The sequence below is a fragment of the Methylacidimicrobium tartarophylax genome, from assembly GCF_902143375.2.
Classification (GTDB): Bacteria; Verrucomicrobiota; Verrucomicrobiia; order Methylacidiphilales; family Methylacidiphilaceae; genus Methylacidimicrobium; species Methylacidimicrobium tartarophylax.
The window spans coordinates 1-18,554 of sequence record NZ_CABFVA020000022.1 but is presented as its reverse complement, the minus strand read 5'-3'; the positions used below and the strand labels follow the sequence as shown (position 1 = coordinate 18,554).

13 protein-coding genes, 1 tRNA gene and 1 pseudogene are annotated in these 18,554 nt (G+C 60.6%); 9 read left to right on the top strand and 6 right to left on the bottom strand.

The annotated features are described in order from the left end of the window. Positions 1-387 (top strand): annotated as a pseudogene (locus tag MAMT_RS11285) (TonB-dependent receptor); the annotation flags it as partial. A 9-nt stretch (positions 388-396) separates the two neighbouring features. Here the strand turns inward: MAMT_RS11285 and MAMT_RS03165 are convergent. Beyond that, positions 397-470 (bottom strand) — tRNA-Arg (locus MAMT_RS03165). Between the two features lie 54 nt (positions 471-524). Further along, positions 525-3,038: a TonB-dependent receptor gene (locus MAMT_RS03160; protein WP_246186498.1), complete on the bottom strand. Its 2,514-nt coding sequence runs from the start codon at positions 3,036-3,038 to the stop codon at positions 525-527. A gap of 231 nt (positions 3,039-3,269) precedes the next feature. On the opposite strand from MAMT_RS03160, the gene MAMT_RS03155 reads away from it, so the two are divergent. From MAMT_RS03155 to argA, 5 genes are all read left to right on the top strand, one after another. Next, complete coding sequence (locus tag MAMT_RS03155; protein ID WP_142659576.1) at positions 3,270-3,917, top strand: hypothetical protein; 648 nt, start codon at positions 3,270-3,272, stop codon at positions 3,915-3,917. 323 nt (positions 3,918-4,240) lie between these two features. Next, positions 4,241-7,345 (top strand): transcription-repair coupling factor, encoded by a 3,105-nt coding sequence (mfd, locus tag MAMT_RS03150; protein ID WP_142659575.1) that lies wholly within the window; start codon positions 4,241-4,243, stop codon positions 7,343-7,345. A 184-nt stretch (positions 7,346-7,529) separates the two neighbouring features. Continuing rightward, entirely contained in the window at positions 7,530-8,612 is a 1,083-nt protein-coding gene (locus MAMT_RS03145; RefSeq protein ID WP_246186497.1) for a peptidylprolyl isomerase, read from the top strand. 109 nt (positions 8,613-8,721) lie between these two features. Then, positions 8,722-9,624, top strand: a complete 903-nt coding sequence (gene pdxA, locus MAMT_RS03140) for a 4-hydroxythreonine-4-phosphate dehydrogenase PdxA (protein WP_246186496.1) — start codon at positions 8,722-8,724, stop codon at positions 9,622-9,624. Beyond that, a complete protein-coding gene (gene argA / locus MAMT_RS03135) occupies positions 9,621-10,901 on the top strand; it encodes an amino-acid N-acetyltransferase (protein ID WP_142659574.1) in 1,281 nt (426 codons plus the stop codon). The genes pdxA and argA overlap by 4 nt, the downstream gene beginning before the upstream one ends. Here argA and MAMT_RS03130 read toward each other — a convergent pair. Together MAMT_RS03130 and MAMT_RS03125 are read right to left on the bottom strand one after the other, a co-directional pair. Further along, a complete protein-coding gene (locus MAMT_RS03130) occupies positions 10,885-11,466 on the bottom strand; it encodes a DR2241 family protein (protein ID WP_142659573.1) in 582 nt (193 codons plus the stop codon). The two genes, argA and MAMT_RS03130, sit on opposite strands and share 17 nt — an antisense overlap. Beyond that, positions 11,444-12,238 (bottom strand): CbiX/SirB N-terminal domain-containing protein, encoded by a 795-nt coding sequence (locus tag MAMT_RS03125; protein WP_178086886.1) that lies wholly within the window; start codon positions 12,236-12,238, stop codon positions 11,444-11,446. Before MAMT_RS03125 ends, MAMT_RS03130 begins: the two co-directional genes overlap by 23 nt. A gap of 144 nt (positions 12,239-12,382) precedes the next feature. Between MAMT_RS03125 and MAMT_RS03120 the strand changes: the two genes are divergently transcribed. The 3 genes from MAMT_RS03120 (at position 12,383) to glcF (ending at position 16,346) form a co-directional block, all read left to right on the top strand. After that, positions 12,383-13,354, top strand: coding sequence for a class II fructose-bisphosphate aldolase (locus tag MAMT_RS03120; RefSeq protein WP_142659571.1), 972 nt, complete (start codon positions 12,383-12,385; stop codon positions 13,352-13,354). A gap of 76 nt (positions 13,355-13,430) precedes the next feature. Then, a complete protein-coding gene (pckA, locus tag MAMT_RS03115; RefSeq protein WP_142659570.1) occupies positions 13,431-15,020 on the top strand; it encodes a phosphoenolpyruvate carboxykinase (ATP) in 1,590 nt (529 codons plus the stop codon). Between the two features lie 96 nt (positions 15,021-15,116). Next, positions 15,117-16,346 carry a glycolate oxidase subunit GlcF gene (gene glcF / locus MAMT_RS03110; protein WP_142659568.1) on the top strand — a complete coding sequence of 410 codons (1,230 nt, stop codon included), beginning with the start codon at positions 15,117-15,119 and terminating at the stop codon, positions 16,344-16,346. 23 nt (positions 16,347-16,369) lie between these two features. On the opposite strand, the gene MAMT_RS03105 is transcribed toward glcF, so the two are convergent. Both MAMT_RS03105 and MAMT_RS03100 read right to left on the bottom strand, forming a co-directional pair. Next, entirely contained in the window at positions 16,370-17,350 is a 981-nt protein-coding gene (locus MAMT_RS03105; protein WP_142659566.1) for a dihydroorotate dehydrogenase-like protein, read from the bottom strand. Positions 17,351-17,504: 154 nt separating this feature from the next. Further along, positions 17,505-18,434: a LysR family transcriptional regulator gene (locus MAMT_RS03100; protein ID WP_142659564.1), complete on the bottom strand. Its 930-nt coding sequence runs from the start codon at positions 18,432-18,434 to the stop codon at positions 17,505-17,507. Positions 18,435-18,554: the final 120 nt, after the last annotated feature.

Sequence of the window (18,554 nt, the reverse complement as noted above, 5' to 3'; positions counted from 1 at the left end):
GACCGGCTCGGCCTGCCCCTGGATAACTCCGGCAGCTTCCCGCCGGGAAGCTATGCGCTGATCGGCTGGCCCGAGCAGACGGTCTCCGGAATGGTGACCTACCAGGACGACTCGGGGGTCGGCGTCACCCTCGGAGGACTCTTCTTTTCCGATATGTACCTGGGCTACGAGCACCAGGTGCGGATTCCACCCGAGTTCGTCCTCAACGCGCAGGTTTTCTACGCACAGCGCCATTGGGAGGCGCGTCTCTACCTCTTCAACTTCACCGATGAACGGTATTGGCTACCCAATGGCTTTGCCTTCAGCCGGGTGCGTACCCTCAACCTCGACACGATCTACGCCGGCTGGCCTTTCTGGATCGAGGGGACAGTCACCTGGAAATTTTGAGGAAAGTGTTGCACCCAGGAGGATTTGAACCCCCAACCCCCGGGTCCGAAGCCCGATGCTCTATCCAATTGAGCTATGGGTGCCGAAAATCTTTAGGCTGACCGATTTTCCCCCTGCCGTCAAGCCGGGGCGCTCCTTCAAAAGAAGACCCGGACCGTTCCCATCACCCAAAAGGGGAGTCCGATCAAGACCTTGTCGTAATTGTAGACCCGGTCTCCCTGGAACCCGGTCCCTGTCGGAAACCAGTAGTGGTTATTGGTCAGGTTGTAGATCTGCACCCGGGCCTCCCACCGTTTCGTCGTGTAAAAGAGGCTCGCATTGAGAGTGTAGTCGACGGGGATCCGGGTGGCATAGTCGTAGGAGAGGAACATCCCGCTCTGAATCCAGAGCCAGAGGGAGGCGCCAAATCCCGAATCCGATTTATAGGTGGCCATCGCGGTCCCATGCTCGTGCGGAAAACCGATGAAGGGATACGTCCCGGTCGGAAGCGTGGTATAGGGATCGACCGGGAGGTTGTATCGAGCTGCCGTTGCCGCGGAATAATTCTGGATCACCGTGGGGCCGGTCTGCGCGGCACTCTGCGTCCAGAACTCCTCGCCCGTGAGATAGTCGAAGCCGAAGTTGTAGGTCCAATTCCGGTTCGGCTGGTAGGTTCCGGCCAGCTCCGCTCCGAGCACGTCGGCGGGGGTGAGCGGGGTAAAGCCCCCGGGAAGGACCGTCACCGGGAAGAAAGTCGAGTAGTAGAAGCCTTCGGCGCTTAAGAAGAGCTTGTCGCGGAGCAAGTTCAATTTTACGCCCGACTCGTACATGATATTCGTCAGGTGGTAGTAGGAGCTCGTGAATGCTGGACAGAAAGCGCCCAAAACATCCATGCCCGCCGTCTGCGCGTAGGAATAGGTAAAGTAGGCGTTCATCCAGGGATAGGGCTTGTAGCTTAGGCTCGCGTTGGCCTGAGGTTCGAGGATCGAGTAGTTGCTCTGGAGCATGAGCGCCGGAGGGGTGCCCGGCGGCTCGCTGTTGGCGATCTCGTACCACTGGAGCCGGGCGCCGAGGAGAAGGTTCCACTTCTCCCCGAGCCGGATGTTGTCCTGAACGAAGGGGGAAACCTGGAAGAATTGGGACTGGGCCGTGGAGAAGTTGTCGGTGTTGTAGGTCATCCCCGGAACGCCCGGCACGGGGATGTCGGTCAGGTAGATGTCGCCCGCCCGTACGGCTTGCGCCATCGTGATCGGCGGGAGCAGGCCCGACCGGGTCAAGGGTTGGGTCATGTTCCAGAAGTTGTCAGCGATCCGGCTCGTCTCGGTGTAATCGGTCTGGCTGTCAAACCAGAAGAAAATGCCGCCGTCCAGCTCGTGAAACAGCGCGAGCCGGCCGATGGGGGTCTCGGTCTTCGCCTGCGCTTCGAGCCGGTGCTCGATCAACCAGTCGCCGGGAGTATAGCTGAAGTTGGAGTTGGCCAGCGGATCCTGCAACATGTTGAAATATTCGAACATCGTGTTGTTCACGATCCGGAGATCGTCGGAGAGCTTGAGGGTCTGGATGATCTGAGCGACTCCGTACATGTTCCGGTTCCCCGAACCGGCAAGGTTCGCCAGGTTGTTCCGCAGGCTGATCGGCACCTGCGGCCCCCATTGCACGACATACCCCTGGCCGGGAACCGAGGTGCCGATTCCGGGATGGAAGGTTCCATTCGGTCCCAGCCATCCAATCATGTTTCCGCTCTGGTAGAGTCCGCTGTCGATGAGCGCCTGATCGGGCCGGTTGATGCCGAGGGGCAAGTTGAAGCCAAGGGTGTCGAACTCGAAATTCGAGTCGATCGTGTAGTTCTCCGAGGGATGGGCGGAGAGGGCCAGATAAAAGTCTTGGCTGTGCATGTAGGCCCCCTCGTAGTAGCTACCCGAGTCCTGCCCCGAGTAGTCGAAGCGGTAGGCGGCCTTCCCCCTGGCGAACGGCCCCCCGATATCGAGGTTCCACCGGTTCTGATCGTACATCCCCATGCTGTATTGGGCATCTCCGCGAAAGCGGTCGAAATAGGGCTGCTTGGTCACGTCGTTGACGTAGCCCGCCGCCATCTCCCGAGCGCCGAAGACCGCGCTGACCGGGCCCTGGACGACGTCGATGTTCTCATAGGCCAAAAAGTTGGGCATGGGCCCCGAGGTGCCATAACTTTCCAAGCCGACGAGCATCCCGTTGCGGAAGACCGTTCCGGGAAGTCCTCGAATGAAGGGCTCCACCGAGTAGTCCCCGGCGGGAGCCATCGTGGTCAAGGAGGGGATGAGCGGGGCGAGATCGTCGTATCCCATCAGGTTGCCCGGTGCCACCGTATCCAACTGCTCCCGAGAGATCGGAGTCACCTCCCGCGGCGTGTCGAGGATGCTCATCTCGGTCCCATAGGCGTTGATCGCCGTCGAGGCCGGACCCGGCAGTTCTCCGGAAACCTCGACTTCCGGCAAGACCGTGGATGCCTCTGCTGTGGAGGGCGGCGCTGAGGCGATGTCCACGGGCTTTGGAGAGCCGGGGGAGAGTACGGGGCCAGGACTTTGGAGTCCGTCGGGAGAAGCGGCTTGCGCCTCTGGGCCATTCAGATCCTGAGCAGCGGACCAATCCTTGTCGAGGAGAGGGAGGATCGCAAACAGCAAGAGGAAGATCATCCCCCGAGTCCGCCATTTGTTCTCGTTCCTCCGCTCGTCCCTCATCGAGGAAACTGTGTAGGCACTCGCGAGCGCTGAGCCAAGATGTTTTGTTAGGCCAACCTAACTTTTAGGCATATGTCTACGTACGCTGAACTCATTCCGCTCGGGCCTTTCCATCCAGCCTATCCATCAAAAGAAGAACAGTCCCAAATCCTTGACGAGAGTTCTTACCCTGGCCTTAATGGCCGCATGCCCTCGGCCCTTCTCTTCCTTCGAGAGTGCTTGAACGCCGCGATCGATCGTTTGCGGGGCTCTGTCTGGCTGGCGCTCGCTGCGGGGGCGATCTACTGGATCGTGACGCTCTTGCTCGTGAGAATCACAGCCGCTTTCTTCCATGGCACCCCCGCTGCGGTTTTGGGCATCCTTTTCTGTCAGGGGATCTTTGGAATTCTCCTCGTCGGCTTGGCGCGATTTTTCCTTTGCCTCGCCGACGGCGAGGCGGCGCGATTCGAAGATCTCCTTTACGGTTTCGGAGCCCTGTGGAAGTTGGTCGCCGGCGTGCTCTTCGGCTGGCTGACCGGAATCGTTGCCCTGCTTAGCCTGCTCGTTCCGGCGGCTACACCTCTTGCCTCGATCGCCGTGCTTTGTCTCTTCCCTCTGTTCATGTTCGGGCCATTTTTGATCGCCGACGGAGCGGTTTCGGGAGTTATGGAAACTTTTATCGAATCGTTTCGACTCGGGATCTCCCATTACGCAAAGACACTGGCGATCGCCGTCACGGTGGCCGCTCTTTTTGTCCTGGGTGCGCTATTGGTCGTGGGTGTTCTCGTGAATATTCCGATCTGCTACGCCCTGGTCGCCGTCGCCTACCGCAGCCTCGTTGCGCAACCGCGGTAGAACTTGTTTCTTTTGCCGTTACTGCTGCTCCGGACCACTCCTGAAGTTTGACTTCGGTCCCTCTTCCGTTCAGGTTTGCTTGTGCGAGGCGCGTCCCCGGCACCAGAGAAGCGACGAAAGGCCGAGATGTTCTTCGAAGGAGTACGATTACCGAGAAACGATCCGGAGCCTCATGTGGCCCTCCCGGGTCCGATGAGATTCCCCGCGATGCGCGGTGGGAAGTTCCCCTCGAACCTCCCACCGGGCGCATGATCCTACGGCCGCTCCCGTAGTCGTACGACAGAAGAGGTTCTCCTAAGAAAAACAGGGATTTCGGCAGGAAGATGACACAACGAACGGATGCCCTGACTCACTGGTTCGCCTCGGACTTTTTCGGTCGATGGCGAGCGCAGTTGCGAAAAGGGAGATCTTACACCCTAGGCTCGATTCCGACGGCAGCTCAGGCGTTCGTCCTTGCTGGCCTTTTCCACGCCTCATCGCCCTTCCTGCTGATCGTGACGGCCTCCGCTAAGCGGGCAACAGCCTTGGCCGGCGCCATGGAAGCATGGGGCTGGCGGATTCCGATCTTTCCGGAAAGCTCTCCCGTGCCGCAAGGGGCTCTTCCGGATCTCGACTTAGCGGCTTCCCGCCTCCAAGTGGCCACGTCGCTCTTCCGAAAGGAGCTGCCGGGCCTGATTTCCACTCCGGCCGCCCTGCGGCAAGCCATACCGAGACCGGAAGCCTTGCAGAAGAGCACCATCCAGCTTTCTCCCGCAGAGTCGCCGGATCGAGAAGTTCTCCTGAAGGAACTGGCCGACGCCGAGTTTGAGCAGTGCCCTCGCGTGAGCGTCCGGGGACAGATGAGTGTGCGCGGAAGCATCGTAGACCTGTTCCCCTGGACAGCCGCCTTTCCGCTGCGCACGGAGTGGGAGGGAAACGCTCTCGCTTCCCTTCGAGAATTCGACCCCGCATCCCAACGCTCTCTGCGCATCCTCCCGTCCACCATGATTTCGCTTCTCCCTCCGGCCGAGCTTGCCGAAGAGCAGACCACCACCGTGGAGAACTGCCTTCCCGACGACTGGTGCCGCTTCTTGATCGACGAAGATCTCTGCGAGGACGGAGCCGACTCCTTGGAGCCGGATCCTGATTTTCATGCGCACGAGTTCCTGGGACTGCCGCGAGAGGACCGCCTAATTCGGGAGGGCCGATGGAAGCTGTTTGCCGCCGAGCTTCGGCGCTGGATGAGCGAGGAATGGGATGTCGGCATCTTCGTCAACAACGAGGGGGAAGAGAGACGCCTGGAGGAGCTGCTGGCGGCGGAGAAGATCGATCCCGCAGGGATTGCATGGATTCCGAGAGCTCTCACCCGTGGGTTCTCCTGGCCCGCAGGGCGGACTGCGATCCTAAGCGACGCCGAAATCTTCGGCCGATACCAGACGCTCCCTGGGCGGGTAAAGCCGGCGAGCGGCGCCGCGGAGGTTCGGCCGGTCGAGAGCGCCTTTGCGGAGTGGCGGCCTGGGGATTTTGTCGTTCACCTCCAGCACGGCATCGGCCGGTACCGGGGCGTGGAGCCTCTTCCGGACGGAGAGGGAGAAGCGCTGCTCCTGGAATTCGCCGAAGGAGCGAAGCTCTACGTGCCGATTGATCAGAGCTATCTGGTTTCTCGCTATCTCGGCGGGACTCGTCGCGCCCCCAAGCTGGACGCCCTGGGAGGAACCCGGTGGCAGAAGGCACGTGCGGTTGCCCAGGGTGCCATCCGAGACTATGCCGCGAAGCTCTTACGCATCCAGGCGGAGCGGCAGGTGCTATCCGGCAACGCCTGCCCGCCCGACTCCGATTGGCAGCGGGAGTTCGAACAATCCTTCTTCTACCGGGAGACGCCGGACCAACTCCGTGCCATCGCGCAGACCAAGACGGACATGGAAGCGGCGCGTCCCATGGATCGGCTCATTTGCGGCGATGTAGGCTTCGGCAAGACCGAAGTTGCCATTCGCGCCATCTTCAAGGCTGCCGTCGGCGGTAAGCAGGCTGCCCTTCTCGCCCCGACCACGGTTCTTGCTTACCAACATTACCAGACTCTCCGGCAACGCTTTGCCGACTACCCCATTCAAGTCGCCTTCCTGGGCCGGCTTGCCTCCGCCGCCGAAGAGCGACGGGTATTGGCTGCGATTGCTTCCGGCGAGTGCGATGTCGTCGTCGGCACGCATCGGCTCCTCTCCCCGGACATCACCTTTGCTCGTCTGGGATTGGTCGCCATTGACGAAGAACAGCGCTTCGGCGTGCACCAGAAAGAGCGTTGGCGGGAACGCTTCCGCTTCGTAGACATGCTCGCGCTTTCTGCAACCCCCATCCCCCGTACTCTCTATCTCTCCTTGGCCGGCGCACGCGATCTTAGCCTCATCGAAACTCCGCCGGCAAACCGGCTGCCGATCGAGACGCTGGTCTGCCCCTACGATGAGCGGACGATCCGTGCCGCGATCGAAAAAGAACTCTCTCGGGGTGGGCAGGTCTATTTCCTGCACAATCGGATCGCGTCGATCGAGCGGGTCTGCCGCCGCCTTCGAGAGCTGATTCCTGCGGCTCGCATCGAAATCGGGCACGGACAAATGGAGAAGGAACAACTCGAGGGCGCAATGCAAAGATTCGTCGCCGGGGAGACTGACGTTCTCCTGGCCACTTCGATCATCGAGAACGGCCTCGACATCCCCAACGCCAACACGATCATCGTAGACCGGGCCGACCGATTCGGCCTAGCCGACCTCTACCAGCTCCGCGGGCGTGTCGGGCGATCCAACCAGAAAGCATTCGCCTATCTTCTCTTACCCCGCGACCGTTTCCTCGCGGCCGACGCCAAGCGGCGCATTCGAGCCATGCAGGAGTACAGCCAACTCGGGGCCGGCTTCCGCATCGCCCTTCGCGATCTGGAGATTCGGGGAGCGGGAAATCTGCTCGGAACGGCGCAGAGCGGGCATATCGCCGCCATCGGCTTCGAGCTCTACTGCCGCCTTCTGCGGGAAGCGGTGGCTGCAGTACAGGGAAAGAAGACCCGAAGCCCTCTGGCATGCAAGGTCTCGATCGACTTCCTGGCCGTCGGTTCCGAACGGCCCGGTCTCCCCGCTTCGTATATCGCCTCGACCGAAGAACGGATCGCGGCTCACCGACAGGCAGCGGAAGCGGTCTCGCTCGCGGAACGTCAGGAGTTGGAGAAATCGTGGCGTGACCGATTCGGTCCGCTGCCGGAATCGGCCCAATTGCTCTTGGAAGAGGTTGAGATCCGCATTTTGGGCAGCGACCGCGCGCTCGAGCGCATTGAGACGCAAGGGGACAGGCTCCTTTTACAGCGCAATGGCCGCTATCTGATGGTGGGAGGCCGCTTGCCCCGCTTGACCGGCCAAGATGTGGGAAGTAAGCTGGCTTCCATCAAGAAGTGGATCGTAACGTTGGCGTAGGTCGATCTGTCGCATCCTGCTGGGGAGAATGCGCCGAACGGGGACAATCCTCTGGCAAACGGGCACAGGCCGGCCCCGGAGTACAGGATCAACGGCACGCTCCTCGATTCAGGCTTCACCAGACAGGCATCGGCTGAACCGGGCATCTTTTCCAGGAAGCATTTCGAGCCTTTTTTCTTTCTCCATGCAGCGCACCCACCGAAACGGCTTCGGAGCGCCTCCGCCTCCTCCCGGCCGAAGTCTCCTCCGCGCCTGGAAACGGGCCGGGAGGCTCGGGCGGCCCGGTCTCTTCGTCGGTCTGCTCTTTTTCCTGGCGAGCGTCCCCGATCGCCTGATCGGACAGGCTGGTGTCGACGGCGTTGCCGCAATCGTCAACGACAAGGTGATCACGTTTTCCGAAGTCAAGAAGCAGGTCGAGCCGAATGAAGCGGTCCTGCGTGAAACGTATCAAGGTCCGGAGCTGGTCGACCGCGTCAAGGAGGCGCGGCTCAATGCTCTGCGGGCGTTGATCGAGCGGGAGCTCATCATCCAAGACTTCAAGAAAAAGGGATATCAGATCCCGGATACCTTTATCGAGACCCGCGTCCGAGATATGATTCGCAGCCAATTCGACGGAGATCGCATCGCCTTCATCCGAACGCTACAGGCCAGCGGGATGACCGAGGAGCGTTATAAGCAAAACCTGCTCGACCAGATCATCGTTCAGGCGATGCGAATGAAGAATGTCTCCGATAGCATCGTGATTTCCCCCTATCAGGTCGAGCAATACTACCACGACCATATCGCCCTTTTCGTGGAGCCGCCGAGCGTCAAGTTGCGCCTGATCTTTCTGCAAAAATCCGCCTTCAAAGAGCACCGGCTCGGTCCCGACGGAAAGGAGGAAGAATACGATCAGCCGCTGGAGACCGCGAAAGACCTGGAGACCAAGCTCCGGTTCGGCGCGAACTTCGGCGACCTCGCGCGCAGCTATTCCGAGGGGCCCCGGAAACAGGAGGGGGGAGACCTCGGCTGGGTGACCCGGGACACGTTGCGTCCCGAAATCGCGGATGCCGCCTTTGGGATGTTCCCGGGGCAGACGAGCGATGTGATTGCCACTACGGATGGCTATTATCTCCTCCACCTGGAAGACAAGCGGCGCGAGCGAGTCAAGGCCATCTCCAGCGTGCGCAACCCGATCGAGTCGGCTCTTCTGCAAGAAAAGCGACAGAAACGGCAGCAAGAATGGCTCGACAGCTTGCGGGTGAAGGCATTCATCAAGATGTTCTAGCCGCCATGACTCACCACCCTCCTTGCCCCGCTTGCTTCTTCGGTCCAGCGCGCTTTTTCCTCGCAGGAGTTCTCCGTGCGCCGCGATCTTCCGGGAAAGAATGGAGCCCGTGGACAAAACCGTAATCGGTATCCCCGTGGGAGATCCGGCGGGAATCGGCCCGGAAGTCGTGCGCAAGGCGCTTGCCTCCCACGGACTTCCCGCCCGCTGCGCCTATCGCGTCATCGGATCGGATCAAGGCTTTTCTCCCGGCATGCCAAGCCCTTCTTCCGCCCAGGCCGCGCAGGAATGGCTGGAGGAATCGGTCCTCCTTTGGAAGAAGGGCGAAATCCATGCGATCGTAACCGGGCCCGTTCACAAGGCGGGCTTACAGGCAACGGGCTTCCCCTACCCAGGACAGACCGAGTTCTTCGCCGAGAGGACCGGCTGCGCGGCGGAAAGGACCGTGATGAGCTTTTGGCATCCGAAGCTCTCCGTTTCGTTGCTCTCCACCCACTGCAGCCTCCAAAAGGCGATCTCCTCGATCCTTCCCGAAAAGATCATTCTTTCGGCCGAGCTTTTAGCCGACTTCCTGGCCCAGCTCGGCCGTCCTTCTCCGCGCATTGCCATCGCCGCGCTGAATCCCCATGCCAGTGAAGGCGGCCTCTTCGGCTCGGAGGAGCGGGAGCTCTTCGAACCAGCCGTTGCCGAGTTACGGAAAAAGGGAAGGAACGTTTTCGGCCCCATAGCGCCCGATTCGGTTTTCCGCCAGGCGATCGGCGGGGAATTTGCCGGCGTCGTCGCCGCTTACCATGATCAGGGTCTCATCCCGTTCAAGCTGGTGGCCTTTGCGACGGGAGTCAACGTCACCCTTGGTCTCCCCCTGATTCGAACCTCTCCCGACCATGGAACCGCGTTCGATCTCGCCGGCAAGGATAAGGCGGATCCTCGGAGTATGATCGCCGCGATCCGGCTGGCCGCCCGGCTGGTTGCGGCCCAGCGGCGCAAGAAAGCAACAAGAGAAAGTCGATGAACTTCACGAACCTGCGGGGGATTCTCACCTATGTTCCCGAGTTCCGGGACAAGATCTTTGTAATCGCCATCGACGGGGCCGTTGTCGCCCACGAGAACTTCGCGAATCTCGCCCTCGACCTCGCCGTCCTTCGCAGCCTCAGTATCCGGGTGATCGTCGTCCATGGGATCGGTCGCCAGATGCGCGAACTTGCCGCGGAGCGTTCGATCTCCCTCTCCTCCTCGGATGGAACCGGTCCCACCGACCCCGCAACGCTCAAAGTAAGCTTGGCCGCTTCCTCTCAGGTCGCGCAGCAGATCCTCGCCGCGTTCGGCGTCGCCGATCTCCGGGCGGCAGTGCCCAATGCCATCGTCGTCCACCCTTTTGGGATCGTCGGCGGAATCAACCATCAGTCCACCGGACGAATCGAACGAGTCGACACCGCGTTCCTTCACGATCTTCTCGATCGCGGCATCGTCCCGATCCTCGGCCCGATTGGATCCGACCGGGAAGGGAATCTTTTCCGGGTGAACTCCGACGCGGTAGCGGCGGCGATCGCGGAAGCCGTCCGCGCCGTGAAGTTGATCTATCTCTCCGGCGAGATCAACTACGCCAAAGAGAACGACTTAGCGCGGCAGCTCTCCGTGAGCGAGGCCGAATCCTTCGTGCACCATCATGCGAACACGACTTCCCCGCTGCTCCTCTCCAAGCTCTCCCACTCGATTACTGCCTGCCGCAGCGGCGTGCAGCGAATCCACCTGCTCGACATTTGCGTCGACGAGGCTCTGCTCTCGGAGCTCTTTTCCCAGGTCGGGGTGGGCACGATGGTCTACGCCGAGGGATACGAGTCGATCCGAAAGGCGCAGAAAAAGGATGTCCGGTCGATCCTTCAGCTCATCTCCCAATCAGTGGATGCCGCCGAGATCCTTCCCCGCACCCGGCAAAGCATCCTAGCCCGACTCAACGATTACTACGTGCTGGAGATCGACCGGGGACTCGTCGGCTGTGTAGCCCTTCACCGCTTCGTGGACTCCTCGCAGGCGGAAGTCGCTTGTCTCTCCGTTGCGCGGGTTTACGAAAACCAAGGGCTCGGACGAAAGCTCGTCCATTTTGCCGAATCGGTGGCACGCCAGGAGGGGATCCGGCAACTCTTCGCGCTTTCCGCAAGGACCTACAACTTCTTTACCCAAAAGGTCGGCTTTCGCGAAGGGACCCCCGATGACCTGCCGGCGGCTCGCCGGTTCCTCTACGACCAGGGTCGCCGGCACTCGAAAGTACTTCTCAAGCAGCTGTTTTAACCGCTGCACGCGACCTCGCCTGATGGAGAAAATAGTGGCACGCTTCCGGGCAGAGAAGAGTGAGCCTCTCCTGCTTGTCCGGCTGGGACGCCGGAAGATGCCAAAGGGGGTGGCGTAAGCAGCCTCGAACGCAGATCTGCTCGACGAGCGCCGGGAGATCTTCGCGTGGCAACCGCTGCGTGACCTCGTAGAGACCGGTCTGACGCCGTGCCGTATCGGGAAAAGGCGTCGGAACGAGCCGCTTTCCCTCCCATGCGACAAGGAGCGCCACCGCTCCGGGATAGAGAACCCGGAGATCGGAAAAAAGCTCGGCAATCGAGAGAGGACCTCTCCGCCAACCTTTTTGCAGCCCCGGGGCACCACGCAGCGGACGAAAACGGCCGGCGGCGTCGAAACGCACAAGGTCCAGGAAAGCTTCCCAGCCCGAAAGATTCCGGAGCCGGGAATCCTCCGGAGCATCTTCCCGATGGGTCAGCAGATAGCCGGGATAGATCCGAACTTCTCCCACCGTCCAGGGAGAAGGGGTCTGCGCAAGCCGGGATTCAAACCAATGGATGAGCTTCATCGAAAGCCTCCACCTGTGCGAGAATGACCTGATCCAAAGTAGGAGCCATTCCCGCGGTCCCCGCATAGTAGACCCGCCTTCCTCCCTCCATCGTTTGCGGGTTGCGGAACCCTGGATCCCGCGGATGGCAGGCCAAGCCCATCCTGCGAGGAATGTCGGTATACGAGTGCTTGCCTTCGGAAAGGAAGAACGGAACGACGACGAGATCCCGCGGACCGACGAGATCGCGCCAGCCCAAGACAGAGGGCTCCTGCTCCAGGAACGCAACGCCACACTCGGCAAATCGTCCGGATCTCCGAATGCGCTCCGCTTGTTCCCATGCGGTCTCTGCCGAGTTCTCGTTCCGATCGGTTCCGTGACCAACGAGCAAGAGCGCGACGTCGCGGCAATCCGTCTGCGCAAGCGCCTTTTCGGCCTGCGCCATGATGGCCTCGGCCATTCGAGGATGACGGCCGGGCGGCTCGCAGTACCGGATTTCAGACGAGTTCCGCCGAGTAACCGGACCCGTGAGCCCGAACTCCCGAGGGAGGATCTCCCGGGTAAAATAACCGTGGCTCAAAAAGTCGGGCACAAGATAGACGCGCTCCTCTTCCACCTCGTAGAGGACGTTGCGGTAGGAGGGCTCCTCTTTCCAGAAGCACTCGTATACGGCGGCGAACATCCCGGTGTTTCTCAAGGAGGCAGCATGCTGGTAGATGGGAAGAGCGGATTCGGGGCTGAACAGCGAGCCGTGCCCGGCCAGGACGAGGGCGGAACCGCCGGAAATCCTCATGGAGGGCGCTCCGGCCTTCATCGCGCAAGCCCTGCTACTTCGGGCTTGCTCCGTGAAAGAGGGGAACGTAGTCTAGATTTCACCCCTGAACAGGGAAGATATCCAGATGGGGTCCGGCAAGCGAAGGAGAAGGAGGCAGGGATCATGATTGTCACGACGGCGGAACTGTTTCGTTGCGCATACGGTAAATATGCGATCGGTGCATACAATATCAACAACATGGAGCAGACCCTCGGTCTCTTCCGCGGCTGCGCACAAGCAGAGGCTCCGTTCATCATCCAGATTTCGCGAGGAGCCAGAAAGTACGCCGACAAGCGGATGCTCGAGGCGATGATTCGCGCCGCCGAAAGCATCTATCCGGAGAGCATCTTCGCCGTCCATCTCGATCACGGCGACGAGGAGACCTGCTATGACTGCATCGATTCGGGCTTCTACAGCTCGGTCATGATCGATGCGTCGCACCATCCCTTTGAAGAGAACGTAGCCATTACCCGGCGAGTCGTGGAGCGCGCCCACGCCAAGGGAGTCAGCGTCGAATCCGAGCTCGGAATGCTCGGAGGCGTTGAGGAGGACATCAAGATCGACGAAGGACATGCCTGCCTCACCGACGCCGAGCAGGCAAAAGAATTCGTGGCGCAGACGGGCTGCGACTCGCTCGCTTGCGCCGTCGGCACGAGCCACGGGGCCTATAAGTTCAAAGGGAAGCAGTCGATCCATTTCGACGTGCTGGAAGCGATCTTCAAGCGCCTGCCCGGCTTCCCGCTCGTGATGCACGGAAGCTCGAGCGTTCCCCAGGAAGAAGTGCGCCGCATCAACACGGCGGGCGGAAAGCTGGATCCGAGCGCCTGCGGCGTGGACGAGAACGAATACCTCCCTGCAGCAAAGCTGGGAGTCACCAAGATCAACATCGACACCGACGGACGCTTAGTCTGGATGCGCGTGCATCGCGAGTATCTGCGCGATCATCCGGAAGATTTCGACTTTCGGGGGGCCGGCCGTGTCTATATGGCCGAATATGCGAATTTCATCGCACATAAGAGCGAAAAGCTCGGCTGCGCCAAGCAGTTGGAGTCGATCCGCAAATCGATTCTCGCACAGCGGGGCAATCGCGCTTAGGCTTGAGTCCTTCGCGGACGAGGCGGGTTCCGTTGTGGATCCGAGATTCCCGCCTAGAGAAAAAAGAGGGGAGAGCATGGGAGAGACGTCGGGACTGAACTATTTGGGAATCCGCAACGTTCGGGAGGTCTACTGGAACCTGACGACGCCGGCCCTCTACGAAGCCGCCATTCGCCGTTATGAGGGAATGGTTAGTCATCTGGGACCCTTCGTCTTCCGGACGGGCGAGCACACCGGCCGACTTCCCAAGGACAAGTTCCTCGTTCAGGAGTCCTCTTCCCAGGAAGCGATCTGGTGGGGACCGGTAAATCAAGCGCTTTCGGAGGAGTCCTTCGAGCAGTTGCGGAGGCGGCTGCTCGCCTATCTCCAGGGGAAAGATCTCTTCGTCCAAGACTGCTACGGAGGCTCCGATCCGCACTATCGCATTCCCCTCCGGATCGTCGCGGAACGGGCGGTCCACGCCCTGTTCGCCCGAACTCTCTTCGTGCGCGAGATGGATCGGTCGAAGCTTCCGCATGCGAAGCCCGCCTTCACCATTATCCATGCTCCGGATTTCCACGCTGACCCCGGCTTCGATGGAACCCGGTCCGAGGCCTTCATCACGATCCACCTGGGCAAGGGATTGGTGCTCATCGGCGGAACGGCCTACGCTGGAGAAATCAAGAAGTCGGTCTTCACGATTCTGAACTATCTCCTCCCACTGCAGGGTATCCTTTCGATGCACTGCTCGGCCAACTTCGGCCCTTCGCCCGACGACACGGCCCTCTTCTTCGGACTCTCCGGCACCGGGAAGACGACTCTTTCCGCCGATCCCCATCGGACGCTCATCGGCGATGACGAGCACGGCTGGACCGATTCCGGCATCTTCAATTTCGAAGGAGGCTGCTACGCGAAAGCCATCCATCTCTCGGCCACCGGCGAGCCGGAGATCTACGCAGCGAGCCAGCGATTCGGGACGCTCTTGGAAAACGTCTCCCTCGATGTCGAAACACGCCGAATCGACTTCGATGACGAATCGCTGACCGAAAACACGCGGTCAGCCTACCCGGTCGACTATCTGCCACACGCCGCCGCAGATGGGATGGGCGGGCATCCCAAAAACGTAGTCTTTCTCACCTGCGATGCCTTCGGCGTCCTGCCCCCCGTTTCCCGACTCACGCAGGATCAGGCTCTTTATCACTTTTTATCGGGATATACCGCAAAGGTAGCGGGGACCGAAGTGGGCATCCGAAGCCCTGAGGCCACCTTCAGCACCTGTTTCGGTGCTCCTTTTCTCGTGCATCCACCCAAAACCTACGCGGAGCTGCTGAAGAAGAAGCTCGCCGCACACGGCTCTCGCGTCTGGCTGGTGAATACCGGCTGGTCGGGAGGCCCCTACGGGGAAGGGAGTCGCATCTCTCTAGCCGCTACTCGCGCCATCGTCCGCGCCATTTGTAACGGTTCCCTCGCCAAGGCCGATTTTGTCGCAGAGCCGTTTTTCGACCTCCAGATCCCTCGTGCCTGCCCGGATGTCGACGCTGCAATCCTTCTGCCGCAATCGACCTGGAAAAATCCGGAGAACTATCGGCATCAGGCGCAAAGGCTCGCTGCTCTCTTCCGGGAACATTTTGCCCGCTTCGGCTCTGATGTTCCTGCTGACCTTGCCAAGGCAGGGCCTCTTATTTAGCCTGCATGGCTCGCAAAGTTCGTAGCCGAGGCGGCGACCGTGGTTCGTTTTGCGCCGAAGTGCCGGAACGGGTAGCTTCCTTTGCAAGGACTCTCGATGGAAGTACGCCTGTCCCAGTTGTTCCGGGAGGAGGCTACCGCCCAGGAGGCGGAACGGCTCATCCGCGCCTGCGTCCACTGCGGCTTCTGCTTGCCGGCCTGTCCGACCTACCGTCTTCTCGGCGACGAACTCGATAGCCCTCGCGGCCGTATCTATCTGATCAAAGAGGTGCTGGAAGGCCGGGGCGGCTCGGTTGCCCGCAAGCATCTCGATCGCTGCCTGCTCTGCAGGGCTTGCGAGCCGGCATGCCCTTCGGGGGTCCAATACGGACGGCTCGCTACGATGACTCGTCCTCTGGTTGCAGCCCAGAGTCCTCGGACTCCCGTGGATCGACTACTACGCTGGCTGATTGGTGCGGTAGTCTCCCATCCCGCCCGGCTTTCCCAAGCCGTAGCTCTCGCCCGGCTGCTCCAGCCGTTTCTGCCGGCTCGCCTGGCCGCAAAGCTTCCCTCCGGCCTATCAGCCCCGCCTCCCCTTGCGCTTCGGCAAGGCCACCCCCGGAGGGTGCTCATCGTCCCCGGCTGCGCCCAATCCGTGCTCTCGCCCGCAACCCATCTCTCTCTCGCCCGCATTTGCGACCGGCTGGGGATCGAGGCGACTTTCTCGCCCGGAGCGGGATGCTGCGGGGCTCTTTTCCATCACTTCGGGTCGGAAGAACGGGCTCTTCGACAGATCCGACGCAATATCGATCTCTGGTGGCCGGCAGTGGAATCGGGAGCGGAAGCCTTGCTCATTCCGGCAAGCGCCTGCTCGCTGATGGTGCGCGACTACCCCGAGCTTCTCGGGAACGATCCAGCCTATGCCGAACGAGCCCGTCGAATCGCAGACGCGGTCAAGGAACCGGCGGCTCTTCTTCTTTCGGAACCGATCGAAATTCCCATCGTCCCACCCCGGCAGGCTGTCGCCCTACACTGCCCGTGCACCCAGCAGCCGGGTGTCGTCGAGACGCTTTTCCGGAGGCTTGGAATCCCTCTGTCCTCGCAGCCGGACTCTCCCGCCTGTTGCGGGGCTGGGGGGGCTTATGCGCTCCTGCAGCCGAAGCTCTCCGACGAACTCCGTGCCAAGAAAGCGGCCGCGCTCCAGGAGGGCGGTCCCGCAGAGATCCTCACGGCCAATATCGGCTGCCAGCTGCATCTTGCGAGCGGGAGCCGGCTTCGCGTCCGCCATTGGATCGAACTCGTCGACGAATCCCAAGCGAGGGCGCTCCCGGTTCTTAAACCTGAGTGAGCCCCGTTACGAGGAGCAAGCCATCAAACTCCACCCGCGCTCACCGCCGCAACATATTGGGCTCGTTCAAAGTTCTCCGGATCGGCGCAGTTCTTCTGACTCAAGAGACCGCGCCACTGCTGGATCGATTCGTACCCGTGGCGTTCCATCCATTGAGCCACCCCCTGGAGCACAAGTCGGACATGTTCCGTGCCCCGCTCAAGCAGAGCCGAGCACAACATGGCGACGTTGGCGCCGGCCAGGATAACCTTGAGCGCATCCGCCGCCTCCATGATGCCTCCGGTCGCCGCCAGATCGAGGGCTACACGACCGTAGAGGATCCCGATCCAGGTGAGAGGGATTCGAACATCCCGCGGGGAACCGGGCAAAAGCCCGCTGCGCAAAGTCAAATGCTCCTCGTCGATATCGGGTTGATAGAATCGATTAAAAAGCACTGCTCCGTTGGCTCCCGCCGCGTGCAAGCGTTTCGCCATGTGCGCGAAGTTCGTGTAAAACGGGCTTAACTTGACGGCGAGAGGAATCCGAAGTTGCGCGCGGACCAGGCGCACAATATCAAGCGTTTCCATTTCGATCTCTGATCCGGCCCGCTCGGGATCGGTCGGCACAGCATAGATGTTGAGTTCCAGAGCATCGGCTCCCGCTTCCTCGATGATCTTCGCGTAACGCGTCCACCATCCAGGGGTAGCCCCGTTTAAGCTCGCGATGACCGGAATCCCGACAGAGGATTTCAGCGCCCGAATGTGATCGAGATAAGCCTTGGCGCTGAACCGGAACTCCTCCAGCTTCGGAAAAGCCTCCAACGCCCCTCCGTAATCCTTGTAGGAATGCTCCGCAACTTCTTCCTTGAGAAGCTGCTCCTCGAAGAGTGAGGGGAGCACCACCGCTCCGATGCCGGCCGCCTCCAGATCCACCACTTTGGCCGCCGAAGCGGTCAAGGGAGACGAGGAAGCAACCAAAGGAGAGCGAAGCACTAAGCCAAGATACCGCGTTTCCAAATTCGCCATTTATCCTCTCTTTTTTCTCTTTTCCTCTGCCCTCTCTTGCGTGATGGCAAAGAGAGCATCCTCTCCGGCAAGAGAGGCGATCACCCCCTCAACGCGGAGCGTCGACGCAAGACAGCAAGCCCGCGCGACCGAGCTTTCCCCGCTTCAGCGACTCCTATTCGCCCACAGCCCTCGCGGGTTCGGACTCGGCTAGCCCTTCGGTACGCTCCTCCTGTAGAGCCTCGAGAAAACGTTTCACGGCGGGCGAAAGGACTCTACCCGTCTTGCAAAGCAGCGAAATGGGTCGGTAGCAGGGCTCACCGGCGATTTCCACTGCCGTGAGCGATCCATTGAGAAGCTCTTGTGCCACTGTCGCGGCAGGAACGATCGACACCCCGATGTCGATCTCTACCGCCCGCTTCACCGTTTCGATGTTGTCAAACTCCATCACCGGTCGAATTTCCAGCTTGCGATCCCGGAAGAGCTGATCAATCCCTTTGCGGGTCGGCATATCCGAGGTAAAACCGACAAAACCCTGCCGGGCTACCTCTCCGAGTCCTACCTCCTTCCTCTTAGCCAGGGGATGCTGGGAATGGCAAATAAAAACAAGGCGGTCCTTCTGGAACGGTATGGCCTTCATTCCCTTCCGCACAGCGGCAAAGGCAACGATTCCCACATCGCAACTTCCGTCGGCGACGTCTTCATACACCTGTCGCGAATGACGATACTCGACACGAACGTTGACTTCGGGATATTCGCGGAGAAACTTCTTAAGATACGGAGGTAGCTCGTAGAGCCCCACGCTATAAATCGTCGAAACCCGAATCGTGCCGGTAATCCGATTTCGGACCTCCGCAATCCGGTTTTGCAACGCTTCGTAGAGAGCAACGATCTCCTTGGCCGTCTGGTATACAAACGCCCCCTCCGGGGTGAGGCCGATACGCCGTCCACCGCCCCGTTCCAGCAAGGGCAGTCGAAAGCGCTCCTCCAATCCACGGATTTGTTGGCTGACGGCCGATTGCGAAATGGAATTCGATTGCGCGGCTTTGCTAAAACTGCGGGAATCGACAAGATCACGAAAGACCTTTAGGGTCTCCAATTGCATTGAATGAGTCTTAAACAAAACTAATACCCTGTCAATTTTATGAACCCGCTCGGAAAGCCGTCATTGCCAGAACGGTTGGCCGCGATACAGGAGCGAGTGGCGGCCGCCGCATCGAAGAGC